Origin of the sequence: Streptomyces sp. TRM68416 (assembly GCF_014596915.1) — a bacterium.
Taxonomy (GTDB): Bacteria; Actinomycetota; Actinomycetes; order Streptomycetales; family Streptomycetaceae; genus Streptomyces.
The window spans coordinates 126,130-151,257 of sequence record NZ_JACVWU010000022.1 but is presented as its reverse complement, the minus strand read 5'-3'; the positions used below and the strand labels follow the sequence as shown (position 1 = coordinate 151,257).

The window sequence follows — 25,128 nt, the reverse complement described above, 5'->3', positions numbered from 1 at the left end:
GGTGCAACAGCACCGCGGCCGGGCCGGGTTCGACCCGGGCATCCCTGTCGTGCACATGCTCTCAAGGTGTCCCGGCGTACGCTGGCCCCTGCGCACCGTGATCTCCGACAGCGGTGGATCCACGGGCGCGACCGGGACCGAGAACGGCGTGAGGGGAGCGGCCTGGATGGCTGACGTACGGGAATTCTCACCGCAGGAACCGATCAAGGTGTTCCTCGTCGACGACCACGAGGTGGTCCGGCGCGGAGTGCACGACCTGCTGGACGCCGAGCCGGACATCTCCGTGGTCGGCGAGGCCGGCAGCGTGGAGCAGGCGCTGACCCGCGGCCCCGCGCTGCGGCCGGACGTCGCCGTGCTGGACGTACGGCTGCAGGACGGCGACGGCATCACCGTCTGCCGCGAACTGCGCTCGCGCATGCCGGAGTTGGGCTGTCTGATGCTCACCTCCTTCGATGACGACGAGGCCCTGCTGGACGCGATCATGGCGGGCGCGTCCGGTTACGTGCTGAAGCAGATCCGAGGCTCGGAACTGGTGTCGGCCGTGCGCACCGTCGCCTCCGGCCAGTCGATGCTGGACCCGGCGACCACGAGCCGGCTGATCAGCAGCCTGCGCGCCGAGAACGCCCCGGCCGAGCCCGAGAACGAGCAGCTGGCCCACCTGAGCGACCGGGAGCGGGAGATCCTCGCCCTGATCGGGGAGGGCCTGACCAACCGGCAGATCGGGCAGCGGCTGTACCTGGCCGAGAAGACGGTCAAGAACCACATCTCACGGCTGCTGGCCAAGCTGGGGGTGGAGCGCCGCGTCCAGGCCGCCGTCATCGCCACCCAGGCGTCCGCCCCGCCGCCGCCCGCCCCCGCCGACTCCCGCCGCCGCACCTGAGACCGGTCCCGCCCACCCGCGGAACGGTCAGCGGGGGCTCGTGCACGCCCCGGCACAAGGCCCCCACCGGTCCTCGCACGGGCCCGCTCGTCCCTCGGGCACCTGGTCCCGCGGAGCGATCCTGGAACCAGGCGAGGGTGACGGCAACGGCCGGGGACGCCCACGTCCCCGCCACAGCCGACGCCCGCGCCAGGGGGACGGCCTCTTGGCAGGCTGCGGCTGGACGTGGGTCGTCGACCGCAGGCCCGCGCACCGCGTACCCGCGCGGGCCCGCCCCTCGCCGCACAGGCCGGGTCCGCGCGACATCGGCAGGGGTGCCGCCCGGACCCGGCCGCATGCCGCCACCGGCATCCGGCCCACCCTCTTCGACGTCGCCGACCGCCTGAACAGCACCACCGGATCCCGAGCCAGGCCGCCCGCCGACAGACCCGCCGCCCCGTAGAAGGGGACCGCCGCACCTCGCCGGGAACCCGGTGGGCGCGGCAAGAAGATGTCCGGTACCGCGGCCCGTCTCAGCCGGCGAGGAGTTCGGCGACCTCCCGGCGAATGTAGGGCAGGTCCGTGTGGAGCGTGCCCGGGCATTGGGTGCTCGCCCAGTCGCGGTGCCCGCTGATGGCCGGCACGGTGCGCACCACATTGCTGACGGGATTGCGGTAGACCACGTCGGCCAGCGGGTCCACCCCGTGACGGCCCGCGAGTTCGGCCAGCAGCCGGGCCAACGAGACCCGCGCTTCCGGGGTTGCGGACCGCGCGGTGAAGGTGCCCAGTAGGGCGATGCCGACGTTCCCGGAGTTGTACCCCCCGATGTGGGCGGCGGTGACCAGGCGGCCCGCCGCGTCGTGCGCGGGCGTTCCGTCGGTGCCCGACCAACGTCCCTCGTACACCTGACCGGCCGCGTCGATCAGGTAGTGGTAACCGAGGTCGCCGTACTCCGCGGCGTCGGTGCGGTAGATCGCGCGCACCCGGGCGGCCGCCTCCAGGCTGTCGCCGCCGTCCGCGGTGTGGTGGACCGTCAGGGTCTGGACCGGATAGTAGGCGGGGGGCCAGCGCTCGGCGCCGGTGGCGGTGTGGCGCAGGGCTTCGTCGGCTCCCCACTGGGCGCGGGTGAGCAGCGGGTAGGTGGCGGCCGAGGCCGGGAGCGCTGTCGTGCCCAGTACGGCCGCGGCGCCCAGCGCGCCAAGGAACGTCCGGCGCGGCAGCGGGGAGGGGGACGCGGGGCGTCTGGTGCCCCGTAGGTCTTGGCGGTCCGGGAGGTCCATGGGGGGTGTATTCCTGTGTGTTCTCGTCGGGAAGGGTGATCGTGTGTCGCCGTACGGGCCGCTGCCCGTCCTCCCTGATGAGGGGAGGACGGGCAGCGGTGCGCGTGTGTGCGGTCGGAGGCGAGACCAGGTCAGCAGCGGTCCGTGCGGGCGAAGCTCCAGAACGCGGACCTGGTGGCGGGTCCGGCGATCCCGTCGACGGTGAGGCTGGCGCCGTGCAGGTTGAGATACCTCTGCAGCCCCTTGATCGTGTTGGGGCCGACGATCCCGTCGATGGAGTCGCTGTAGTAGCCCAGGTACTTGAACAAGTTCTGCGCCGCCTTCCAGCTGTTGGTGCCCAGCTGGCCGTCGATGGTGCCCGGCCCGGGGAAACCATAGGAGCGCGCCCGGTCGCGCAGCAGGCACTGCCAGCTCTTGGCGTGGGCGGTGTCCAGCCCCAGGTTGTTCACGGCGAGCACGCCGATGGCCTCCGCGCCCGCCGCCGGCGCCGCCGCGGGCACCGAGGACGAGGCGGGGGCCGCGGAGCTGGTACCCGCACCGGCCAGACCGCCGGCGGTGAGCGCGGCGACGGTCGCGGCGGTGACACACGCCCGCTTCATGATCTTCGATCGCATTCGGAAAATCCTCTTCGTCTCGTAGATCGCCCAGTGCTGCACGGGGGTTCGAGACGACCTTGCCAGCCTCCTGCGCTCCTTCACATACTTTTACGCGCCAGTGCAAAGGACGAGGCAGACGAGAGGAATCCAATGCTCCGCATCCATTTCACGGATGCCGATTTAGCGCGTGTTCAAGTCACGTCAAGACCAGATCCACTCTGGGAGACCTACTTCAGCCTGCACCGGCTCCAGGGCCGACGGAACCTGCGGCGCTACGGGCAATGGCACCGCACCACACGCCAGGCCCTGCACGAGAAGGGACTGACCGCAGCCGTCCGTGAGGTACTGCTGCCGCTCTACCCTCGCGGCAGCTACATCCCTGACTTCCTCACCCCCGGCGCGGCGGCCGAGGGCCTGCAAGCAGGACTGGAGGCGATACTCTCCGCTCCCCGCAGCCGCGTCCAACGCGAAATCGGAATGCTGGCCAGAGTGGGAAGCGTTCCCTCCTGGACCCGGCGATTAGCCGATACGGAAACCCGCGGTCAATTGGTCGAGACGATCCGGGCCTATCATGACATCGCCCTTCTTCCGTACCGCGATCTCATGCAAGCGCACCACGACGCCGACCGCTCGCTCCGCGCCCGTGCCCTGCTGGACGACGGCACCGGAGGGATGCTCGCGGGACTGGGCCCGTGTATCCGCTGGCTGAGACCGATCCTGGAGGTCGACTACCCCGTCGACCGGGATCTGCATCTGCGCGGCCGCGGCCTCACTCTTGTCCCCTCGTACTTCTGCCAGGGCACCCCCGTAGCCCTGGCCGATCCCGACCTCCCGCCCGTCCTCGTCTACCCCCTGCGTCACCAGGACCCCGACGACGGCCACACCGGGGCGCCCGGCCCACCGGCCCGGCTCTGTGCGCTCATCGGAGCGACCCGCGCCGCCATCCTCCGGGCCTCCGCCACCGGCGCGACCACCGGTGAACTCGCCCGGCTCGCCGGCGTATCCGCGGCCTCCGCCACCCGGCACACCACCGTCCTGCGCAACAGCGGCCTGCTCCTCAGCCGCCGCCACGGCCCATCCGTCCTGCACACCCTGACCCCCGCGGGCACCACCCTGCTGAACGCCGACGGGGGCCGGTGAGACACCTGTTGAGTCCCTCCGCGACGAGCAGGACAGCGGCAGCCCGGACGCCTTCGCCCGCTCCTGCAACATCGCCGCCCAGGGCCTGCGGGGAACAGAGATCGTTGGAAACGACGCTGCTCACGGATGGGCGACCAGTCCGCACGCGGCAGTGACCACGCTTCCCCCGATGAGGCGAGCCCCGGCCTGTCCTCAGCGCGGTGTCCCGTGCCGGCGTTTACGATCCGGCCCACCATCACGCCCTGGGGAACGATGAACAACACGCCGCACAAGCCTGCAGCCCCGCCGCCCGGGCCGCTGGCCAAACCCAAGAAGAGCCGCACCAACATGATCATCATCGGGGCGGCTGCAGCGGTCATCGCTGCAATCGTCGCCACCGGCATCGTGGTGGTGCAGACCCGCGACAACGGCGGGGACCCGAACAACGAGCCGCCACGTTCCGCACCGGCGGACAAGACGCTCACCACCGAGGAGGAGCCGGAGCCTACAGCGGAGGAGAGCGAACCAGGGGTCCGAGAACTGCAGGACACGGCGGCGTACGACAACGGCGTTGAGGTGACGCTGTCCGACTACCAGCGGGGTACATCGACGGCGAACGCCGCGCCGGCGAACACACCCTACGTCTCGTTCGCCGTGACGATCAGCAACAAGTCCGAGTCGGCCCTGGACGTCGGAACCGGCACCTTCACGTGCTACTACGGCGACGCGAGCCAGGAGTCCCGGCAGATCTTCGACTTCGATGAGGGACTGCGCGGCCTGCCCTCCGTGCGGCTGCGGCCGGGCCGGACAGCAAAGGCCACGGTGGCGTGCGAGATGGCCAAGGACGAGAGATATCTGCAGGTGGAGTTGACCCCTTCGATCAACCTGCCGAAGACGATCTTCGCGGGCGATGTGAAGTAGGGCGCGTCATGTATGCCTACGCGCCTCGCTGGACTGGGCATACCAAGCCATCAACACCCGAGCTGTGCCAGGCTCCGCAGCGCATCCCGCCCCAGCCGTCACCCCATCCGGCGCATGTGTCACAACCACTCCAAGGGATTGGCGAGGATCCGCGGGAGGCGATCTCGGGAAGGCGCAGACGCGTGTCGCGGATCTTGCGCACGAGGTCGGACAGAGCCCGGAGGGCGGATCGACCCCTTGCTCGACGCAGAGCCAGTGCGGCTCGTCCGAATCGAGCCCCGCGCGGCCCGATCCCGCCGGTGAGCGGGGGAAACGCTGATCGGCGGGGCCGGAGGCCGGTAGCATCTGACGCCGTAAATCAGAAGGGCCCTGCCGATCAGCGCACCCGGGGGCGGGCGGGGACTGACGAGGTGAAGGGCGGGGCGGGGCATGACGACGTCATCGGCGGACGAGCAGGATCCGACGACCAGACTGCGTGATCTCGAAGCGATGCTGGACGCGCTCGGCGACCATGCGGTGATCAAGCTGGGCCCGGACGGCGAAGTGGCCCGCTGGAGCAGCAGCGCCCGGGCGATGACCGGCTACGCCGAAGCCGAGGTCGTGGGGCGGCCGTTGTCGCTGCTGCGCAGCGCGGAGGAGCGCGAGGCCGGACGGCTGGAGCAGGAACTCGCGGAGGTCCGGCGGACCGGCCGGCAGGAGTTCCAGGGCTGGTGGGTCCGCAAGGACGGTGAGCGGTTCCTGGCGCACATCAGCATGACTTCGCTGAAGGCCGAGGACGGCACGGTCACCGGCTTCGTCAAGGTCCTGCGGGACATCACCGAGTCCGCGCGCGCCGAGTCGCTGTTCCACGGGCTTCTGGAGTCGGCCCCGGACGCCATGGTGATCGTCGGCGAGGACGCCCGGATCGTCCTGGTCAACCGGCAGGCGGAGGCCCTGTTCGGCTTCGAGCGCGACGAGCTGGTCGGCCGGGAGATCGAGGTGCTGGTGCCGGCCCGGTTCCGTGACCGCCACGTCGGCCACCGCAACGGCTTCCTCGCCGACCCGCGGCTGCGGCCCATGGGGGCGGGGCTGGAGCTGTCCGGCATGCGCCGGGACGGCAGCGAGTTCCCCGTCGAGATCAGCCTCAGCCCGCTGCAGACCGCCGAGGGACGGCTGGTCGCCGCCGCCATCCGGGACGTCACCGAACGCCGGGAGACCGAACAGCGCCTGCAACGCCAGCGCGACGAGATCCTGGAACTGTCCACCCCCGTGATCCAGGTGTGGGACAAGATCCTCGCGCTGCCGATCATCGGGACCCTGGACACGCTGCGGGCCACGCGGCTGACCGAGGGGCTGCTGGAGAAGATCGCGCAGACCCAGGCGGAGGTCGCCATCCTCGACATCAGCGGGGTGCCCACGATCGACACCCAGGTCGCCCAGCACCTGCTGAAGACGGTGCAGGCGGCCGCGCTGATGGGCACGGTGAGCATCATGAGCGGGGTGCGGCCGGAGACCGCGCAGTCGATGGTGCACCTGGGCATCGACATGGGCCGGCTGCGCTCGCGCAACACCCTCCAGGACGCCCTGCAACTGGCGTTGGCGGTCCTGGCCGAGCGCGCCGGGACCACGGCGACGGCCGCCCGCGCCCTGTCGGCGGGGGAGTCGCTGTGACCGAGGACGTCGTCCCGGTCATGAAGATCGGTGACACGCTGCTGGTAGCACTGCAGGGCGACCTGGACGACACCACGGTGATCCAGATCGAGGAGCAGCTCACCCGGGAGATCGCCCGGACCGGCGCCACGGGCATGCTGATCGACGTCAGCCGCCTCAGCGTGGTCGACTCCTTCATCGCGCGGGTGCTGGCGCGGATCGTGGCCATGGTGCGGCTGCTGGGGGCGCAGGCGGCCGTGGTGGGCATCCAGCCCGCGGTCGCCATCACCCTCGTAGAACTCGGCGTTCCCATGGGGCACTTGGACACCGCGCTCAACGCCGAGCAGGGACTGGCGCTGCTGCAGCGGCTGCGCCGGAGCGACGCCGGGCCGGGCCGGCCGTGACCACCGAGGCGGCAACGGACCGGGAGCCGGACGTCTTCGCCATCGCCCACGAGGCCGATCTGATCCGTGTGCGCAAGGTGCTGCGCGCCGAGGCCCAGGCGGCAGGGCTGAACCTGGTGGACGCGACGAAGCTGATCACGGCGGGCAGTGAGCTGGCCCGCAACATCCTCAACTACGCCACCGGGGGCCGCGGCCGGATCCGCGTCGAACGGGTGCACCGGCAGGGACGCCAGGGCGTGCGGGCCACGTTCGCCGACGACGGCCCGGGCATCGAGGACATCGCGCAGGCCATGACCGACGGCTTCAGCACCCGCGGCAGCATGGGACTTGGCCTGCCGGGCGCGAAGCGACTGGTGGACGACATGATCCTGACCTCCGCCGCCGGTTCGGGCACCACCGTGGTGATCGTGAAGTGGCAGCGGTGACCGGGAGCGCACACCGGCTGTGCGCGGTCAGGGCCGAGGAGGACGCGGGCGCGCTGCGCCGCACGGTGACCCGGATGACGGCCGGGCAGGGCGGACTGCGGCCCGGCGTGGCCGAGTTGGTGGCCACCGAGTTGGGCACCAACCTCGTCCGCCACACCCGCGACGGCGGTTACGTGCTCGTCCGCACGGCCGGGGACGGGATCGAGCTGATCTCCGTCGACCGGGGCCCCGGGATGCCGCCCGGCGCCCTCACGCCCGCCACCACCGCGGCCGGCCCCCCGGCGCGGGGGCGCGGCCTGAACGCCGGCCTGAACGTCGTACGGCGGCACGCCGCGGAGTTCGACTGCTACACCACCCGCGGCGGCACGGTCGTCTACGCCCGGCTCGGCACCACGGACCCGCACCGGGCCGGCCGGTGGCGGTTCGGCGCCGTCAACGTGCCCTACGGCGGGGACGGCGAGTCCGGAGACGCCTGGGCCGTCCTGCCGGACGGACGCCTGGCCGCCCTCGTCGTCGACGGGCTCGGACACGGCCCGGCCGCGGCCGCGGCGTCCCGCGCCGCCGTCGCCGTATTCGAACGCGGCCCGGTCACCGACCTGGAGGCCCTGATCAAGCAGGCCCACGAGGCGATGCGGGCCACCCGGGGCGGTGTGCTGGGCGCCTGCCTGGTCGACCCCGGACGCGGCGAACTCACCTACGCGGCCGTCGGCAACATCACCGGGCGCCTGCTGGCCGGTGGCCGCGCCGTCCACCTGCTGGACCGCCCCGGCACCCTCGGCACGCACCTCCCGCTGCCCACCGTGCGCCCCCAGACCTGCCCCTGGGAGCACGGCGCCACCCTGGTCCTGGCCTCCGACGGGCTCCGCTCCGGCTGGAACCTCGACGAGCACCCGCGCCTGCTGGAGCACCACCCGGCCGTGATCGCCGCCGTCCTGCACCGTGACCACGGCCGGCCCACGGACGACGCCACGGTGCTCGTGGTCCAAGGCACGGCCGGCACGGCATGATGAGGGAAGCGCGCGTCACCGCGGACGAAGGACGGTCAGGCATGGGAAATCCGGGCAGTCTCCACCCCGTTGACGGTCCGCCCCCGCCGGGCCACGACACCTGGCACACGGAGTCGGGTCCGATGGCCGAGCTGCGCCAGGAGTTGGAGGACACCAACCGGGGCCTGATCGCCCTGCACACCGAGCTGGAGAACGCGCGTCTCGCCGAGGCCCGCCTCGCGGCCATCGTGGCCTCCTCCGACGACGCCATGCTCTCGCTGGACCCCGACTGCCGGGTCCGTACCTGGAATCCGGGCGCCCGGCACCTGTTCGGCCACACCGAACAGGACATCACCGGCCGGCCGGTCGACATCCTCATGCCCCACGCGGCGGGCGCACCGTTCCGTGCGGCGGTGGAGCAGATCCGCTCCGACCGGCGCGCCGAGTCCTACGAGTGCCGCTGGCGCCGCGCGGACGGCAGCGAGGTGGACGTGGCGGTCACCGTCTCGGCGATGCGGGACACCGACGGCACGCTGATCGGGTACTGCGCGACGGCCCGGGACATCACCCAACAGCTCGCCGCGCGGGCCGAACTGGCCGCCGCCCGCGCCGATCGCGAGGTGATGGCGGAACGCGACCGCATCGCCCGCGACCTGCACGACATGATCATCCAGCGGGTCTTCGGCGCCGGACTCGCCCTGCAGAGCACCGCCGCCCGCCTCCCGCAGCCCGAGGCCGACCGCGTTCACTCCGTGATCGACGAACTCGACGCCACCATCCGCGAGTTGCGCACCACCATCTTCGACCTGCACCAGCCCACCCAGAAGGCGGCCAGCCTGCGCGCCCAGGTCCTCGACGAGACCGCCGCCGCACGCGAGCGCCTCGGCTTCGTCCCCGCCGTCGAGTTCACCGGCCCCGTCGACGCCGCCCTCCCCGACGCGACCGCCGCCCACCTGCTCGCCGCTCTGCGCGAGGCCCTGTCCAACGCCGCGCGCCACGCCCAGGCCTCCGTCGTCACCGTCACCGTCCGGGCCGACAGCCACCTGCTGCTGGAGGTCACCGACAACGGCCGCGGCCTCGACCCGGCCGTCACCCGCAGCAGCGGTCTGACCAATCTGCGCCGCCGTGCCGAGAAGCTCGGCGGCACCTTCGACATCGCCGGCCCCGCGACCGGCGGGTGCCGTCTGCGCTGGCGCATCCCCCTGACCGCCGCCGACCCGGGCCGCAGCACCGCCTGACAGGGGCGCCGAGCACCCCCGCGTCCCGTCGATTTCCTGCATGGGAATGTCGATCTCCCGAATTGGAATACCGAACGACTCGGTTCGGTTATGTTGGTGACCGGGTGCCCCTCCGTCACCCGGCACACCTCGGAAAGGATCGTCGCCATGCGATACGCCGTTCTCGGCACCGGCATCGTCGGCCGGACCCTCGCCGCCAAACTCGTCTCCCTCGGCCACGAGACCGTCATCGGCACCCGTGACCCGCAGGCGACCCTCGCCCGCACCGAGGGCGACGCCATGGGCAACCCGCCCTTCGCCACCTGGCACGCCGACCACGCGGACGTGGCGCTCAAGCCCTTCGCCGAGGCCGCCGCCTTCGGCGAGACAGTTATCAACACCACCGCCGGCGTCGCCGCCCTCGACGCCCTCGACAGCGCGGGGCAGGCCAACCTGGCGGGCAAGGTGCTCATCGACGTCGCCAACCCGCTCGACTTCTCCGCCGGGATGCCGCCCACCCTGAACCCCGTCGGCACCGACAGCCTCGGTGAGCAGATCCAACGGGCCCACCCCGACGCCAAGGTCGTCAAGACCCTCAACACCATGAACTGCTTCGTCATGGTCGAGCCCGGCCGCGTCGCCGGGGAGCACCACGTCTTCGTCTCCGGCGCGGACACCGACGCCAAGAAGCAGGTCACCGAACTGCTGGTCTCCTTCGGCTGGCCCGAGAACGCGGTCATCGACCTCGGCGGCATCGAGAGCGCCCGGGGCACCGAGATGCTGCTGCCGATCTGGCTGACCCTGATGGGCACGCTCGGCCACGCCGATTTCAACTTCCACATCCAGGGCGCCCGTTAGAACGCCCGCGCCGGGCCGGGGCCGCACCGCGCCCGGCCCCACGGCCGGACGGGAAACCGAAACCGAAAGGGGGCGATCCGCTTCGTCTACGCTGCGAACATGCGCACGACGAAGATCGGCAAGAAGGCCGGACGGCCCCGCTCGGCCGAGAAAGACGAGGCGATCCTGGCCGCCGCCCTGGAACTGCTGGCCACCCAGGGCTACGTCCGCATGACGCTGGATCAGGTGGCGAGCGCGGCGGGCGTCAGCAAGTCCACCATCCATCTGCGCTTCAAGACCAAGGCGGACCTGCTCACCGCCGCACTGGCCGCGGCGCGGATGGTGGACGCCCCGCCGCCCTCCGGCGACGTGCGCGCCGACCTGGTGGCCGTCCTGGAGGACTTCGCCGCCACCGTCGAACGGGTCAACGGCATGGCCCTCATCGGCACCTGCCTGGCCGAGGAGGACCACACCCCCGACCTGCTCGCCCTGCTGCGCGAGCGCACGGTGCTGCCCCGCCGGGCCCTGCTGCGCGAAGTGCTCGAACAGGCCCGGGAAGCCGGCCAGGTACGGCCCGACGCCGATCTGGAACCGGCCGTCTCGGCCCTGCTCGGCCCGTTCTACGCCGACTACATGGCCGGCCGCGGCGGCCGCCCCGAGTGGGCGGAGCAGGCCGTCGACCTGGTCCTGGCCGCACTCGCGCCGCAAGCCTCCGACCGGGGCGGACGGCCCCGCTCCTGACAGGGCGTGGTCGGTGTGGTCGGTCCCGCTCCTGACGGGGCGCGGCCGGTGTGGTCGGTCTCGCTTCTGACAGGGTGCGGCCCGTCTGGTCGGCCCCGCTCCCGACAGGGCGCGCCCGGTGCGGGTGTCAGGCCCGCTGCGGTACGAGGGCGACCGGGCAGGCCGCGCGGTGCAGCACCGCTTGAGCGACCCGGCTGAGCGGCCGCCCGTGGCGACCGCGGCGCTCGGCGCCCAGGACGAGCAGGTCCGCGCGCAGCGAGGCTTCCGCCAGCACCGTGCGGGCATGCCCCTCGACGGTGCGCCCGTCCACCCGGAGGTCCGGCGGGGCCTCGCCCAGGGCCGCCCGGAGCAGCGCCGCGGCCCGCTCCCCGTACGCCGGGGCCCGGCCGGCGGGTTCGCGGGCGGGGCGCCGCCAGACTCGTACGGCATCCAGGGGGACCCCACGGCGCCGGGCCTCCTCGACGGCGAAGCGCACGGCGGCCGGCGTCTCGGGGCCCTCGCCGACGCCCACGACGACCCGCCCGCGCGGCGGGTCGCCGCCACCACGGACCACGATGACCGGGCAGTGCGCGTGCGCGGCCACGGTCAGGCCGACCGAGCCCAGCAGCGCGTCCGCCACACCGCTGCGACCGTGGGTGCCCACGACCACGGCCGAGGCCTGCCGGCTCGCCGAACCAGTTCGTACTCCGGCTCCTCGGGCACCACCTCGACGTGCACCGGCAGATCCGGATGGAGCCGGCGCGCCCGGCGGGCGGCGGCGTCGACGATGTCGCCGGGCCCCGCCTGCCGCGCAGGGCCGCCGGGTTCCCGGGCGACGGGGGCGCCTTCGCAGTGCGGCCCCAGCGCGGCGTGCACGACGCGCAGCGGCACCTCGCGCCGTACGGCCTCGGCGGCGGCCCACTCCACGGCGCGCAGGCCGGACTCGCAGCCGTCGACGCCCACGACCACCGGCAGGCCCGCGGCCGTCATCTCGCGCCGGATGCCCATGCGTGCGCCTACGCGTGCGGGACGACGGCGACGGGCGCGGCGGCGTGGTGCAGGACGGCGTGGGTGACCGGACCGACACGGGCGCCGAACGGCGTCTGGCTCGCCGCGCGGCCGACGACCACCAACGAGGCGTCCCGGGAGGCCCCGACCAGATGCGAGCCCGCCTTGCCGACCACGGCCTGCGCCGTCACCTCCACCCCGGGGAACTTCTCCCGCCACGGGGCCAGCACCTCGTGCAGCGCACCGCGCATGCTGCCGGTCAGCTCCGCCTGCACCACGTCGGTGAAGGCGCCGTGGTCGGTCAGGGCGGGCGGGTTCCAGCCGTAGACCACGCGCAGCCCGGCCGCGCGGCGGGCGGCGGCGTCGAAGGCGAACCCGGTCACGGCGTCGTGCGGCTGCTCCAGGTTGAGGCCGAGGACGACGTCGCGGTACGGGGTGGTCGAGGAGGCGGCACCGGAGGCGTCGGGCAGATGCTCGTCCTCGGGGCGCTCGTCGCCGCGCACCAGGACGACCGGCCGCCGGCTGCGCGCCACGACGGTGAGCGCGACGGAGCCGAGCAGGAAGCCGGCGACGCCGCCCAGACCGCGCGACCCCAGGACGAGCAGCCCGGCGTCCTCGGCCGCCGCGAGCAGCACCGGGACCGCCTGCTCCGGGTGCAGCTCACAGGTGACGTCCAAGCCGGGGTGGCGGCGGGAGAGTTCGGCCTGCGCCTCGTGCAGCAGGCGGTCGGACCACCCCTGCAGGTCGCTGTAGAGCGCCGATTGCGAGACGCCGGCGAAGGCGGCGGGTGCGCTGGGCTGCGGCTGCCAGGCGTGCACGAGACGCAGCGGGGCGTCACGCAGTACGGCCTCACGGGCCGCCCACGCGGCGGCCGCCCGGCTCTCGCGCGAGCCGTCCAGGCCCACGACAACGATGCTCGACACGGTTCTCCTCACAAACGGATCGGGGAGCGAACTCCTGGTGCGCCGCTCACGATGCCGGTGCGGCGCGGGGTACGGCAGGGGCTCGGCGGCCCGCACCACGGGGCCGAAGGTCCCCGTCGCCACGGCGGGCTCCGCACGTCTCCCGACGCCGGTTCCACCGGGTGCCGACTTCCCTCCGGAGGGCCGCACATGTCTGGCCGACGTAGATCATCACGTGTTACGAAGAACCATGCCTGCACACGAGGGACACCCGGGACACCGCGCGTACGACGCCGTCATCGTCGGCGGTGGCCACAACGGTCTGGTCGCCGCCGCCTATCTGGCGCGGGCCGGACGGTCGGTGCTGGTGCTGGAGCGGCTGGACCGCACCGGCGGCGCCGCCGTCTCCACCCGTCCCTTTGCGGGCGTGGACGCCCGTCTGTCGCGCTACTCCTACCTGGTGAGCCTGCTGCCCAGGAAGATCGTGCGGGACCTGGGCCTCGACTTCCGGATCCGCACCCGCACCGTCTCCTCGTACACGCCCGTGGAGCGGGCGGGACGGGCCACGGGACTGCTGGTCGGCGGCGGCGAGCGGCGCACCCGCGAGGCCTTCGCGAAACTGACCGGCGGCGCGCACGAGTACGAGGCCTGGCGGCGCTTCTACGGACTTACCGGCCAGGTCGCCGAGCGCCTCTTCCCCACGCTCACCGAACCGCTGCCCACCCGCGAGGAGCTGCGCCGGCGCGTCGACGACGAGGAGGCCTGGCGGATCCTGTTCGAGGAGCCGATCGGGGCCGCCGTCGAGGACCGCTTCACCGACGACCTCGTGCGCGGAGTGGTCCTCACCGACGCCCTGATCGGCACCTTCGCCGACGCCCACGACCCGTCCCTGAAGCAGAACCGCTGCTTCCTCTACCACGTGATCGGCGGCGGCACCGGCGCCTGGGACGTGCCCGTCGGCGGCATGGGCGCCCTGACCGACGCCCTGGCCACCGCCGCCCGCGACGCGGGCGCCGTCCTGGCCACCGGCCACGAGGCGGTACGCATCGACACCGACGGCCGCACGGCGGAGGTGACGTACCGGACGGTCGACGGCGAGGGCACCGCCACCGCCCGGCACGTCCTGGTGGGCGCCTCCCCGCAGGCCCTGGCCGAGCTCACCGGCGACACGCCCCCGGCCCTCGCCGAGGGCGCCCAGCTCAAGGTGAACATGCTGCTCAAGCGGCTGCCCAGGCTCCGCGACACCTCCGTCGACCCCCGCGAGGCGTTCTCCGGCACCTTCCACATCGCCGAGGGCTACGAGCAGTTGGCCACCGCCCACGCCCAGGCCGCCGCCGGCCGGCTGCCCTCGGCGCCGCCCTCGGAGATCTACTGCCACTCGCTCACCGACCCGACCATCCTCGGCCCGGACCTGGTCGAGCGCGGCTACCAGACCCTCACCCTGTTCGGCCTGCACACCCCAGCCCGGCTGTTCGCGCGGGACAACGACGCCGTACGCGAGGAACTCCTCAAGTCGACGTTGGCCCAGCTCGACGCCCATCTCGCCGAACCCCTAGCCGACTGCCTGGCGACCGACGCCGAGGGCCGGCCCTGCATCGAGGCCAAGACCCCCCTCGACCTGGAGCGCGACCTGCGTCTGCCCGGCGGCAACATCTTCCACCGCGACCTGTCCTGGCCCCACGCCCAGGACGGCACCGGCCGCTGGGGCGTGGAGACGGCCCACGCCAACGTCCTGCTGTGCGGGGCGGGTGCGGTGCGCGGGGGCGGCGTGAGCGGCGTGCCCGGACACAACGCGGCGATGGCCGTCCTGGAGGGCGACGACTGAGCGGGCCGGGTGAAGCCAACCGCGGTTCGGCAGCGCCCTGAAGGGGGGCGGGGACCTGCGCGACCGGCCACGACGAGTCCGCAGGCGAACCGCGCTGTGCCCGGGCACTTCGCTCGGCTTTCTGGGAGCGCGGCCGGCCGCCCCGGAGAACGCACCGGCAGTCCCGGGCCGCTCAGTCGGCGGACGCCGTCCAGCCGGATGCCGTGATCCGTGCCGCGTCCGCCGGGCGCGCCTCGTCGAACAGCACGCCGGCGGGGTGGTGGACGCGCAGTCCGTCGACGTAGGCGCCCCGGCCCACGTACCGCTGGTCGGTGGCGTAGCGCCAGCGCAGGGTGAGCCGCCGGGCGGCCGGGAGCTCCGCCGTGAGCCGGTGCCAGACGCGGCCCGACCAGCCGGTGAGCGAGCCCGTCGGACGTTCCTGCGGCGCCCCGCCGGGCCGTACGGTCGTGAAGGGCACCGGCTGCCAGTCGGCGCCGCCGTCCGTCGAGGCCTCCAGCACCAGGGTGTCCGCCTGGGGTTCGGTGTCCCACCACAGGGAGCAGCGCAGCCGCGCGCCCTCGGCGGAGGTGTCCAGCGCGGGGAGGGTGAGGGTGGCGTCGGTGGAATTCGCCATGCCGGAGAACCAGGCGGTACGGCCGTGGCGCGGGCGGACCGGCACGGCCCGGGCGAGGTGGTTGGCGGCGGCGACGCGCGGCGCCGACCCGGAGCGCCAACTGCGCACGGGGTGCACCGAGTTGCCGAGCACCACCAGGAACGAGTCCGTCGTCGGGTCCAGCACCAGCGAGGTGCCGGTGAACCCGGTGTGGCCGGCGGTGCGCGGGGTGGCCATGGCGCCCATGTACCAGTGCTGGTAGAGCTCGAAGCCGAGGCCGTGCTCGTCGCCGGGGAAGTCGGTGTTGAAGTCGGTGAACATCAGCTCCACCGACTCCGGTTGGAGGACGCGCGTCCTGCCGTACACGCCGCCGTTGAGCAGCGTGCGGCCGAGCACCGCCAGGTCCCAGGCGCAGGAGAACACGCCCGCGTGGCCGGCGACTCCGCCGAGGCCGAAGGCGTTCTCGTCGTGCACCTCGCCCCACACCAGCCCCCGGTCGAGACCCGACCAGGGCCTGCGGGCGTCCTCGGTGGCCGCGATCCGCGGCTTCCAGGAGGCGGGCGGGTTGTAGCGGGTGCCGCGCATGCCGAGCGGGCCGGTGATGTCCTCGCGGAGGAGGACGTCCAGGGTGCGTCCGGTGATCCGTTCCAGCACGAGCTGGAGGGAGATCAGGTTCAGGTCGGAGTACAGGTACCGGGTGCCGGGCGGATGGAGCGGGGCCTCGTTCCAGATCAGCCGCAGCTTCTCCTCGTAGGTGGGCGCGCTGTACAGCGGCAGCCAGGCGCGGAAGCCCGAGGTGTGCGTCAGGAGTTGACGGATGGTCATGTCCTGCTTGCCGGCCGCCCCGAACTCCGGCAGGTACGAGGCGACCGTCGCCTCCAGCTCCAGCGTGCCGCGCTCGATCTGCTGCACGGCGAGCATTGAGGTGAACAGCTTGGAGACGGAGGCGAGGTCGAAGACGGTGTCTTCGGTCATCGGGATCTGCTCGTCGGCCGGGAACTCGACGCCGGTGTCGGTCTTCTCGTCGTACGCCGCATAGCGCACCGCCATGCCGATCGGCCGGTGCAGGGCGACGGTGCCGCCCCGGCCGGCCAGCAGGACGGCGCCCGCGTACCAGGGATGCGTGGGGGAGGGGGCGAGGAACGCCTCGGCGTCGGTGACGAGTTGACGCAGGTGAGCGGGGAGGAGGCCGGCCTGCTCCGGGGTGCCGGGGCGCAGGGTGCGGCGGTCGGAGGCGGCGGCCGCGGGTCCCGTGGGGAGCGGGGCCAGGGTGAGGGCGCCGCCCAGGGCCAGCGCTCTTCGGCCCAGTTGACGTCGGGTCAGGCCACGGGTGCTGTCGGTCATCGGGCGTCCTCCCGCTGCACGTCTGAAAGTATCTTTCCGGGATCACCTTGCGCGGTGAAACTTTCGTGTCAGGAGGTGCTCGTGTCAACCGGGCCTTCACCGGAGGAAAACTGACGGTCCATCAGGAAACCTCTTCCGTCCTCCGGAGGACTGCGGCATCCTGCGCCCATGCAGACGGAGCTGAGCAAGACCCTGGGAGTCGAGCACGCCGTCTTCGGCTTCACGCCGTTTCCCGCCGTCGCCGCGGCGATCAGCCGGGCCGGCGGCTTCGGAGTGCTCGGCGCGGTCCGCTACACCGCCCCCGACGACCTCAAACGCGACCTCGACTGGATCGAGGCGCACATCGACGGCCGACCCTACGGCCTGGACGTCGTCATGCCCGCCAGGAAGGTGGAGGGCGTCACCGAGGCCGACGTCGAGGCGATGATCCCCGAGGAGCACCGGGCGTTCGTACGGGACACCCTCGCCAAGTACGGCGTGCCCGAACTCGCCGAGGGCGAGGCGTCCGGCTGGCGCATCACCGGATGGATGGAGCAGGTCGCCCGCACCCAGCTCGACGTCGCCTTCGACTACCCGATCAGACTGCTGGCCAACGCCCTCGGCTCGCCGCCCGCCGACGTGGTGGACCGCGCCCACGACCAGGACGTCCTCGTCGCCGCCCTCGCCGGCAGCGCCCGCCATGCCGTCAAGCACAAGGACGCGGGCATCGACATCGTCGTCGCCCAGGGCTACGAGGCCGGCGGCCACACCGGCGAGATCGCCTCCATGGTGCTCACCCCCGAGGTCGTCGAGGCCGTCGCCCCCCTGCCCGTCCTCGCCGCGGGAGGCATCGGCAGCGGACAGCAGGTGGCCGCCGCCCTCGCCCTCGGCGCCCAGGGCGTGTGGCTGGGCTCCCTGTGGCTCACCACCACCGAAGCCGACCTCCACTCGACGGCCCTCACCCGCAAACTGCTCGCCGCGGGCTCCGGCGACACCGTCCGCTCCCGCGCGCTGACCGGGAAACCCGCACGCCAGTTGCGTACCGAATGGACCGACGCCTGGGACGACCCGGCCGGCCCCGGCACCCTGCCCATGCCGCTGCAGGGCCTGCTCGTCGCCGAGGCCGTCTCCCGCATCCAGAAGTACGAGGTCGAACCGCTGCTCGGCACGCCCGTCGGCCAGATCGTCGGCCGGATGAACAGCGAACGCAGCGTACAGGCCGTCTTCGACGACCTCACCCGCGGCTTCGAGCGGGCGGTCGACCGGATCAACCGCATCGCCGGAAGGAGCGGCCAGTGACGAGCACACCCCCCGCCGGTTTCTGGGCCCAGGCCACCGCCGACCCCGGCCGCACGGTCCTCGTCGCCCCGGACGGCGAGGCATGGACCGCCGGCCGCCTGCACGCCGCCGCCAACCGGCTCGTGCAGGGACTGCGCGCCGCCGGCCTGGAGACCGGCGACGCCTTCGCCGTCGTCCTGCCCAACGGCGTGGAGTTCCTCACCGCCTACCTGGCCGCCAGCCAGGCCGGGTTCTACCTCGTGCCCGTCAACCACCACCTCGTCGGACCCGAGATCGCCTGGATCGTCGCCGACTCCGGCGCCAAGGTGCTCCTCACCCACGAACGCTACGCCGACCGGGCGCGCCCGGCCGCCGACGAGGCGGGCCTGCCCGCCACCCACCGGTACGCGGTCGGCCCGGCCGAGGGCTTCCGCCCGTACCCCGAACTCCTCGACGGACAGCCGGAGTCGCCGCCCTCGGGCCGCACCCTCGGCTGGGTCATGAACTACACCTCGGGCACCACCGGCCGCCCCCGCGGCATCCGCCGCCCGCTGCCCGGCAAGCCCCCCGAGGAGGCCTACCTCGGCGGCTTCCTCGGCATCTTCGGCATCCGGCCGTTCGACGACAACGTGCACCTGGTCTGCTCGCCGCTCTACCACACGGCCGTCCTGCAGTTCGCGGGCGCGTCCCTGCACATCGGCCACCGCCTGGTCCTGATGGACAAGTGGACGCCGGAGGAGATGCTCCGGCTGATCGACCGCGAGAAGTGCACCCACACCCACATGGTCCCGACCCAGTTCCACCGCCTCCTGGCCCTCCCCGACGAGGTGAAGGACCGCTACGACGTCTCCTCCATGCGCCACGCCATCCACGGCGCCGCCCCCTGCCCCGACCACGTGAAACGGGCCATGCTCGACTGGTGGGGGCCCTGCGTGGAGGAGTACTACGCGGCCAGTGAGGGCGGCGGCGCCTTCGCCACGGCCGAGGACTGGCTCAAGAAGCCGGGCACGGTCGGCAAGGCCTGGCCCATCAGCGAACTGGCGGTCTTCGACGACGACGGCAACCGCCTGCCGCCCGGCGAACTGGGCACCGTCTACCTGAAGATGAACACCGGCGGATTCGCCTATCACAAGGACGAGCAGAAGACGAAGACGAACCGCATCGGCGACTTCTTCACCGTCGGCGACCTCGGCTACCTCGACGAGGACGGCTATCTCTTCCTGCGCGACCGCAAGATCGACATGATCATCTCGGGCGGGGTGAACATCTACCCGGCCGAGATCGAGTCCGCCCTGCTCGCCCACCCCGCCGTCGCCGACGCCGCCGTCTTCGGCGTCCCCCACGACGACTGGGGCGAGGAGGTCAAGGCCGTCGTCGAACCGGCCCCCGGCCACGAGCCGGGCCCGGCCCTGGCCGCCGACCTCCTCGCCCACTGCGCCGCCCGGCTCGCCGGGTTCAAGTGCCCCAAGAGCGTCGACTTCATCGCGGACATGCCCCGCGACCCCAACGGCAAGCTCTACAAACGACGGCTCAGGGACCCGTACTGGACCTGACGAGCACGGTCAGCGGCGCTCACGCACCAGGACCACCCGGAGCGCGGGCGACCGGAGGATGTCCTTCTCGCAGAACCTGGACGTCACCCACCGCTCACCGGAGTACAGCCGCGTCTGGTCGCTGTAGTGCGACGAGTTCGGGTTCGAGGACTGGGAGTACGACAGCAGCGTGCGCGCCACCGGGCAGCGGCTGCCGTCCCAGCCGACGGCCTGGAGGTAGCTGGAGCCGGTCGTCACCTCCGTGTAGCCGCCGTTCGCCGGATCCCACACCGGCTCGACCTTGTTCCACACGCCCAGGCTCTCGGTGCCGCCCGGCACGGGGATGCGCTGACCCTTGCGCACCACGAACTGGTGCTGCCCGAGCCGGGAGTCCAGCGCGATGCCCGCCGCCCGCAGCTCGGCGACCGCGTCCGCGAGAGCCGTGGCGAAGCCCGGGGCATCCGTGTTCAGCGTGTTCGGGGTGCGCACCGGATCCGCCGCCGAGAACGGCACCTTCCACAACTGCGCCGCCGGAACCGCGGCCGTCAGCTTCCGCCAGAACCGGTCGAAGAGCAGGGCACCCCGGCTGCCGGTGTCCGTCGTGCGGTCCCACGCGGCGATCACCGCGCAGGCCTCCGTGACGTCAACCACCGTGCCGTCACTGCCCGTTGCGGTACCCCCGGGCATAGACGCGCAGGCCTTCGCCGCGTCCGCCGCGGCCAGGTCGCCCGCGGGCGCCCGGTTGGCGAACTGCTGCGCCTGCAGATCCCGCACGGACAGCCTGCCGCGCCGCGCCATCCCGGCCACGTCCTCGATCGCGCCGCGCGTCCGCATCGAACGCTGCGTCCCGATCGTGCCGAAGACCCGCTCGTACCCGGTCAACGGCCGGTCCGCGTTGGCCAGCCAGGCACTGTCGTTGCTGTTCTCCGCGTACGGAGCGTCCTTCAGCGTCGGCAGCTTCGCCGGCCCGAAGATGCCCGGCTGCACGGCGTCGGGGTCGGCGCCGAGCGCGCAGGCGCCGCGGGAGCCGTCGAGGATCGCCAGTCCGGCGGAGGGATAGGTGACCTGACCGAGCGGGGTGGAGCAGGACCGGGCCAGTTCGTCGGTGATCCGGGGGAGCACCTGGGACTGCGTGAACAGGGTGTGGCCGGTGGAGTCCGCGGCGACCGTGTTCACCCACGGCAGGCCCTGGGTGCGCTTCAGCGAGTCGAGCACGTCCCTCGTGCCGCGGGCCTTGCTGAAGCCGAGCGCGGTGTCCGAGGCGCGCAGGTTGAGCGCGTTGGGGTCGTTGACCGCGTACGCCGTCGTGGACGTCCACGGCAGCGGCAGCGAGGCGCCGAGCGAGGTGACCACCGGGCCGTACCGCGTCCACCACTGCGTCCGGCTCACCGGTTCGCCGTCCTTCACGGCCACGGTGACGGTGCGCTTCGTCATCCGCTCCGGCTTCCCGTCGACGAGGTACACCGTCGGGTCCGCCGGATCCAGTGTCAGCTGGTGCAGGTTGAGCGGAACGCCCGTCGCCACGGTGTGGCTCCACGCCACGTGGGCGTTGTGGCCGATGGACACGGTGGCGGAGCCGAGCAGCGAACCGCCCGCGACGTTCAGCTTTCCGGGGATGGTCTGCTGCGACTGCCAGAAGCGGCGGCCGCCCTGCCAGGGGTAGTGCGGGTTGCCCAGCAGCAGCCCGCGGCCGTTGGCGGTCGTCGTACCGCTGAAGGCGACCGCGTTGGAGCCCATCGTGCCGTCGGAGGCGAGGAGTTCACGCGCGGCCCGGGCGGTGTCCCGGGCGTCCGGGGCCTGTGCGGTGGTGGACGTCGTCGGCGGCTGCGCGGCCGTGATGCCGTCCACCGCCCTGCCCTGGCCGCCGAGCACGGCCAGCGCGAAGCCGCGTGCCGCCACGTCGAGGGTGGTCACCGGGCGCACCCAGGCCGCGCCCTTGCAGGCCGGGTCGGTGATCCGGTTCTGCGCGAGCCAGGCGTTGTACCCGGCCGCGAACCCGCGCATCAGCTCCTTGACCTGACGGCTGGGCCCGCGCGGCGCCGGTTCGGCGAGCAGCTTCTCCACCGTGCCCGCCTCCCGTACGCCACGGAAGTACAGGTCGCTGGAGAGATTGTGGCCGGCCGAGGACAGCGAGAAGTCGGTGGCCGCGTCGGGCCCGAAGAAGCGGGAGCGTTCGCCGCGCACGGTCACGAAGCCGTCGGCGAGCGTGCACACCTGGTCGGCGGCCTGCGCCCATCCGGTGCCGAAGCCGAGGTTCGCGTAGTCCTTGGCGACGATGTGCGGAATGCCGTACTCGGTGTAGCGGATCACGGCCGACAGGCCGGCGTGCGAAGGGCGGGCGCCGCGGTCCGGGCGGTCGGCCGCGGCCGCCGGCAGCGCCGCGGTGGCGGTGAGCAGGGCGACGGCCGCGACGGCGAGCCGTCTGAGGCGGATGCGCATCGTGCCTCCCAACGTCATTGAGGGAAGGGGCGGTTGAGCGTACCAACGGGTATGTTCCTGGGGAACGTGTCGATCGTCCGGTCTCTTGACCTCCCCGAGGCAGGGGTCGAGGATCAACTGTCATGACGCCCGGACACGGCAGCACGGTTGACGGGGTACTGCGCCGCAGCGCCCGGCGCACCCCGGCACGCGTCGCGGTCGAGTACCGCGACCGGACCTGGACGTACGAGGAGTTGGACGAGGCCGTCTCCCGCGCGGCGAGCGTCCTGCTCGACCAGGGACTCACCCCCGGCGACCGGGTCGGCGCCTACGGCCACAACTCCGACGCCTATCTGATCGGCTTCCTCGCCTGCGCCCGCGCCGACCTGGTGCACGTGCCGGTCAACCAGAACCTCACCGGGGACGACCTGTCCTACCTGGTCGGCCAGTCCGGCAGCTCGATCGTCCTCGCCGACCCCGACCTGGCGGGCCGACTGCCGGACGGCGTACGCACGTTGCCCCTGCGCGACACCGAGGGCTCGCTGCTGGACCTGCTGGCCGCGACAGCGCCGTACGACGGCCCCGAGGCGCGCAGCGAGGACCTGGTCCAACTGCTGTACACCTCCGGGACCACGGCCCTGCCCAAGGGCGCGATGATGACCCACCGCGCCCTGGTGCACGAATACCTCAGCGCCATCACCGCCCTCGACCTGAGCGCGGGCGACCGGCCCGTGCACGCGCTGCCGCTGTACCACTCCGCGCAGATGCACGTCTTCCTGCTGCCCTACCTCGCGGTCGGCGCGACCAACATCGTCCTCGACGCCCCCGACGGCGACCGGCTCTTCGACCTGATCGAAGGCGGGCGGGTGGACAGCCTGTTCGCACCGCCCACCGTCTGGATCGGCCTCGCCAACCGCCCCGACTTCGCCGCCCGCGACCTCACCGGCCTGCGCAAGGCCTACTACGGGGCCTCGATCATGCCGGTGCCCGTGCTGGAGCGGCTGCGCGAACGGCTGCCGGAGCTGGCGTTCTACAACTGCTTCGGCCAGAGCGAGATCGGCCCCCTGGCCACCGTCCTCGCACCCGACGAGCACAAGGGCCGGATGGACTCCTGCGGCCGGACCGTCCTGTTCGTCGACGCCCGGGTGGTCGACGAGGACGGCAAGGACGTGCCCGACGGCACCCCCGGCGAGATCGTCTACCGCTCCCCGCAACTGTGCGAGGGCTACTGGGACAAGCCCGAGGAGACCGCCGAGGCGTTCCGCGACGGCTGGTTCCACTCCGGCGACCTCGCCGTCCGCGACGCCCACGGCTACTTCACGATCGTCGACCGCGTGAAGGACGTCATCAACTCCGGCGGCGTCCTGGTCGCCTCCCGCCAGGTCGAGGACGCGCTCTACAGCCACGAGGCCGTCGCCGAGGTCGCGGTCGTCGGGCTGCCGGACGAGCGCTGGATCGAGGCGGTCACCGCGGTCGTCGTACCGCGCGGCGAGGTGACCGAGACCGAACTGATCGATCACACCCGCGAGAGGCTCGCCGCCTTCAAGGCGCCGAAACGCGTCGTCTTCGTCGACGAGTTGCCGCGCAACGCCAGCGGAAAGATCCTGAAACGAGAGCTACGGGACCGTTTCACCACGGGCTGAGGACGGCGCGCGACGCCGTCCGGAGGAGCACACATGGGCAAGGTGACCTGCAGCATCACGATCTCGGCCGACGGCTACTCGGCCGGGCACAACCAGAGCGAGGAACGCCCGTTCGGCGACGACGCGGGCGACGGCTGGGGCAGCAGGCTGCACGCCTGGTACACCGAGACCCCCGTGGAGAACAAGGCCGAGATCGAGGAGATGGCCACCGCCAAGGCCTACATCATGGGGCGCAACATGTTCGGCCCGGTGCGCGGCGCGTGGGACCGGCAGTGGAACGGCTGGTGGGGCGACGAACCGCCGTACCACGCACCGGTGTTCGTGCTCACCCACCACGCCCGCGAACCGCAGCCGATGGCCGGCGGCACCACGTTCCACTTCGTCACCGACGGCATCGAGGCGGCACTGGACCGGGCGCGCGAGGCGGCCGGCGACGGCGACGTCGCGATCGCGGGCGGTGCGACCACCCTCAACCAGTACCTCGCCGCCGGCCTCCTCGACGAACTGCGCCTGTCCATCGCCCCGCTCACCCTCGGCGCCGGCACACGCGTGTTCGACGGCGTCCCGCCGCTGAAACTGGAGCAGGTGAAATCACGCCCGGCGAGCCTGGTCACGCACGTGACCTACCGCGTACTGCGCTGAGAGCCGGTCACCGGGGCGCGTAGGCTCCCCGCCATGTCGATCTTCACCGCGCCCGACGGAACCGCACTCGCCTGCCACACGCAGGGCGAGGGCACCCCGCTCGTCGTCCTGCCCGGCGGCCCGATGCGGGCCTCCGCCTACCTCGGCGACCTGGGCGGACTGGCCGCCCGGCGCCAACTGGTCCGGCTCGATCTGCGCGGCACCGGCGACTCGGCGACGCCGGCGGATCCGGCGTCGTACCGCTGCGACCGGCTCGTCGACGACGTGGAGGCGCTGCGGGTCCACCTCGGCCTGGACCGGATGGACCTGCTGGGGCACTCCGCGGGCGGCAGCCTCGCGATGCTGTACGCGGCCCGCCACCCCCGGCGAATACGGCGGCTGGTGCTGGTCACCGCCAACCCGTGGGCGCTGGGGATGGCGCCCACCCCCGAGGAGCGGCTGGCGGCCGCACGGCTGCGCAAGGGCGAGCCCTGGTTCGAGGAGGCGTTCGAGGCGCTCCAGGCCTGGCTCGCGGGCACCGGCGACTTCGTCCCGGCACTCACGCCGTTCTCCTACGGCCGCTGGGACCGGGCGGCACAGCAGCACGACGCCCGCGCGGACACGGAGTTCAACGACGAGGCCGGCGAGGTCTACGGCTCCGACGGCGCCTACGACCCGCCCTCGACCCGCGCCGCGCTCTCCCGTCTGCCGGCCCCCGTGCTCGTCCTCGCCGGGGAACTCGACGGCGGCCCGAGCCCCGACCTGGCCCGCCGCAGCGCGGAGGTCTTCCCGCACGCAGAGCTCGCGGTGCAGCCCGGCGCCGGGCACTTCCCCTGGCTGGACGATCCGGAGTGGTTCGCCGGCCGGGTCGACACCTTCCTCGGCGGGCCCGCTTTCGGGTGAACGGCGAGCGCCGTCGGGGCAGCGCCGCGGCGCCGGTGGCGCACGATGGCCTCAAGGAGCGTCGCACGGCGTGCCCCACCGCAGGTCACG

The 25,128-nt window shown here is 72.8% G+C and carries 21 protein-coding genes and 1 pseudogene; 16 read left to right on the top strand and 6 right to left on the bottom strand.

Going from position 1 to position 25,128, the window contains the following annotated elements:
* Nucleotides 1-166: 166 nt before the first annotated feature.
* Complete coding sequence (locus ICC28_RS30680; RefSeq protein WP_188292014.1) at nucleotides 167-880, top strand: response regulator; 714 nt, start codon at nucleotides 167-169, stop codon at nucleotides 878-880.
* A 512-nt stretch (nucleotides 881-1,392) separates the two neighbouring features.
* Here the strand turns inward: ICC28_RS30680 and ICC28_RS30675 are convergent.
* Both ICC28_RS30675 and ICC28_RS30670 read right to left on the bottom strand, forming a co-directional pair.
* Nucleotides 1,393-2,139 (bottom strand): peptidoglycan recognition family protein, encoded by a 747-nt coding sequence (locus ICC28_RS30675; RefSeq protein WP_188292013.1) that lies wholly within the window; start codon nucleotides 2,137-2,139, stop codon nucleotides 1,393-1,395.
* 131 nt (nucleotides 2,140-2,270) lie between these two features.
* Nucleotides 2,271-2,753: a peptidoglycan-binding domain-containing protein gene (locus ICC28_RS30670; protein WP_188292012.1), complete on the bottom strand. Its 483-nt coding sequence runs from the start codon at nucleotides 2,751-2,753 to the stop codon at nucleotides 2,271-2,273.
* Between the two features lie 585 nt (nucleotides 2,754-3,338).
* Here ICC28_RS30670 and ICC28_RS41345 point away from each other — a divergent pair.
* The 9 genes from ICC28_RS41345 to ICC28_RS30625 all read left to right on the top strand — a co-directional run bounded on the left by ICC28_RS41345 (nucleotide 3,339) and on the right by ICC28_RS30625 (nucleotide 11,014).
* Nucleotides 3,339-3,875 carry a winged helix-turn-helix domain-containing protein gene (locus ICC28_RS41345; protein WP_317454129.1) on the top strand — a complete coding sequence of 179 codons (537 nt, stop codon included), beginning with the start codon at nucleotides 3,339-3,341 and terminating at the stop codon, nucleotides 3,873-3,875.
* A 126-nt stretch (nucleotides 3,876-4,001) separates the two neighbouring features.
* A complete protein-coding gene (locus ICC28_RS30660) occupies nucleotides 4,002-4,775 on the top strand; it encodes a hypothetical protein (RefSeq protein ID WP_188292040.1) in 774 nt (257 codons plus the stop codon).
* Between the two features lie 429 nt (nucleotides 4,776-5,204).
* Entirely contained in the window at nucleotides 5,205-6,425 is a 1,221-nt protein-coding gene (locus ICC28_RS30655; RefSeq protein WP_188292010.1) for a PAS domain S-box protein, read from the top strand.
* On the top strand, nucleotides 6,422-6,808 hold the full coding sequence (locus ICC28_RS30650; RefSeq protein ID WP_188292009.1) for an STAS domain-containing protein: 387 nt from the start codon (nucleotides 6,422-6,424) through the stop codon (nucleotides 6,806-6,808). Before ICC28_RS30655 ends, ICC28_RS30650 begins: the two co-directional genes overlap by 4 nt.
* Nucleotides 6,805-7,233 carry an ATP-binding protein gene (locus ICC28_RS30645; RefSeq protein ID WP_282702307.1) on the top strand — a complete coding sequence of 143 codons (429 nt, stop codon included), beginning with the start codon at nucleotides 6,805-6,807 and terminating at the stop codon, nucleotides 7,231-7,233. The genes ICC28_RS30650 and ICC28_RS30645 overlap by 4 nt, the downstream gene beginning before the upstream one ends.
* On the top strand, nucleotides 7,230-8,240 hold the full coding sequence (locus ICC28_RS30640) for a SpoIIE family protein phosphatase (RefSeq protein ID WP_317454128.1): 1,011 nt from the start codon (nucleotides 7,230-7,232) through the stop codon (nucleotides 8,238-8,240). The genes ICC28_RS30645 and ICC28_RS30640 overlap by 4 nt, the downstream gene beginning before the upstream one ends.
* Nucleotides 8,241-8,362: 122 nt before the next feature.
* Nucleotides 8,363-9,457 carry a PAS domain S-box protein gene (locus ICC28_RS30635; RefSeq protein ID WP_188292007.1) on the top strand — a complete coding sequence of 365 codons (1,095 nt, stop codon included), beginning with the start codon at nucleotides 8,363-8,365 and terminating at the stop codon, nucleotides 9,455-9,457.
* A gap of 147 nt (nucleotides 9,458-9,604) precedes the next feature.
* Complete coding sequence (locus ICC28_RS30630) at nucleotides 9,605-10,294, top strand: NADPH-dependent F420 reductase (protein ID WP_188292006.1); 690 nt, start codon at nucleotides 9,605-9,607, stop codon at nucleotides 10,292-10,294.
* A 99-nt stretch (nucleotides 10,295-10,393) separates the two neighbouring features.
* A complete protein-coding gene (locus ICC28_RS30625) occupies nucleotides 10,394-11,014 on the top strand; it encodes a TetR/AcrR family transcriptional regulator (RefSeq protein ID WP_188292005.1) in 621 nt (206 codons plus the stop codon).
* A gap of 127 nt (nucleotides 11,015-11,141) precedes the next feature.
* Here ICC28_RS30625 and ICC28_RS30620 read toward each other — a convergent pair.
* Both ICC28_RS30620 and ICC28_RS30615 read right to left on the bottom strand, forming a co-directional pair.
* Nucleotides 11,142-11,983 (bottom strand): annotated as a pseudogene (locus ICC28_RS30620) (universal stress protein).
* A 26-nt stretch (nucleotides 11,984-12,009) separates the two neighbouring features.
* The gene (locus ICC28_RS30615; RefSeq protein ID WP_188292004.1) at nucleotides 12,010-12,924 is read right to left on the bottom strand and encodes a universal stress protein; all 915 of its coding nucleotides are present in this window, start codon (nucleotides 12,922-12,924) and stop codon (nucleotides 12,010-12,012) included.
* Between the two features lie 229 nt (nucleotides 12,925-13,153).
* On the opposite strand from ICC28_RS30615, the gene ICC28_RS30610 reads away from it, so the two are divergent.
* Nucleotides 13,154-14,728, top strand: coding sequence for a phytoene desaturase family protein (locus ICC28_RS30610; RefSeq protein ID WP_188292003.1), 1,575 nt, complete (start codon nucleotides 13,154-13,156; stop codon nucleotides 14,726-14,728).
* Between the two features lie 172 nt (nucleotides 14,729-14,900).
* Here the strand turns inward: ICC28_RS30610 and ICC28_RS30605 are convergent, their stop codons facing one another.
* Nucleotides 14,901-16,664 (bottom strand): serine hydrolase domain-containing protein, encoded by a 1,764-nt coding sequence (locus ICC28_RS30605; protein WP_188292002.1) that lies wholly within the window; start codon nucleotides 16,662-16,664, stop codon nucleotides 14,901-14,903.
* Between the two features lie 168 nt (nucleotides 16,665-16,832).
* Here ICC28_RS30605 and ICC28_RS30600 point away from each other — a divergent pair, with 168 nt between their 5' ends.
* Together ICC28_RS30600 and ICC28_RS30595 are read left to right on the top strand one after the other, a co-directional pair.
* Nucleotides 16,833-17,942 carry a nitronate monooxygenase gene (locus tag ICC28_RS30600; RefSeq protein ID WP_188292001.1) on the top strand — a complete coding sequence of 370 codons (1,110 nt, stop codon included), beginning with the start codon at nucleotides 16,833-16,835 and terminating at the stop codon, nucleotides 17,940-17,942.
* Complete coding sequence (locus tag ICC28_RS30595; RefSeq protein ID WP_188292000.1) at nucleotides 17,939-19,474, top strand: acyl-CoA synthetase; 1,536 nt, start codon at nucleotides 17,939-17,941, stop codon at nucleotides 19,472-19,474. Before ICC28_RS30600 ends, ICC28_RS30595 begins: the two co-directional genes overlap by 4 nt.
* Nucleotides 19,475-19,483: 9 nt before the next feature.
* On the opposite strand, the gene ICC28_RS30590 is transcribed toward ICC28_RS30595, so the two are convergent.
* The gene (locus tag ICC28_RS30590; protein WP_188291999.1) at nucleotides 19,484-21,892 is read right to left on the bottom strand and encodes a penicillin acylase family protein; all 2,409 of its coding nucleotides are present in this window, start codon (nucleotides 21,890-21,892) and stop codon (nucleotides 19,484-19,486) included.
* A gap of 122 nt (nucleotides 21,893-22,014) precedes the next feature.
* On the opposite strand from ICC28_RS30590, the gene ICC28_RS30585 reads away from it, so the two are divergent.
* Genes ICC28_RS30585 through ICC28_RS30575 form a run of 3 tightly spaced genes read left to right on the top strand, consistent with a single transcriptional unit; the run spans nucleotide 22,015 to nucleotide 25,038 of the window.
* Nucleotides 22,015-23,514, top strand: coding sequence for an acyl-CoA synthetase (locus ICC28_RS30585; RefSeq protein ID WP_188291998.1), 1,500 nt, complete (start codon nucleotides 22,015-22,017; stop codon nucleotides 23,512-23,514).
* Nucleotides 23,515-23,547: 33 nt separating this feature from the next.
* The gene (locus tag ICC28_RS30580) at nucleotides 23,548-24,156 is read left to right on the top strand and encodes a dihydrofolate reductase family protein (RefSeq protein ID WP_188291997.1); all 609 of its coding nucleotides are present in this window, start codon (nucleotides 23,548-23,550) and stop codon (nucleotides 24,154-24,156) included.
* Nucleotides 24,157-24,189: 33 nt separating this feature from the next.
* Nucleotides 24,190-25,038, top strand: a complete 849-nt coding sequence (locus ICC28_RS30575; protein ID WP_188291996.1) for an alpha/beta fold hydrolase — start codon at nucleotides 24,190-24,192, stop codon at nucleotides 25,036-25,038.
* Nucleotides 25,039-25,128 lie beyond the last annotated feature (90 nt).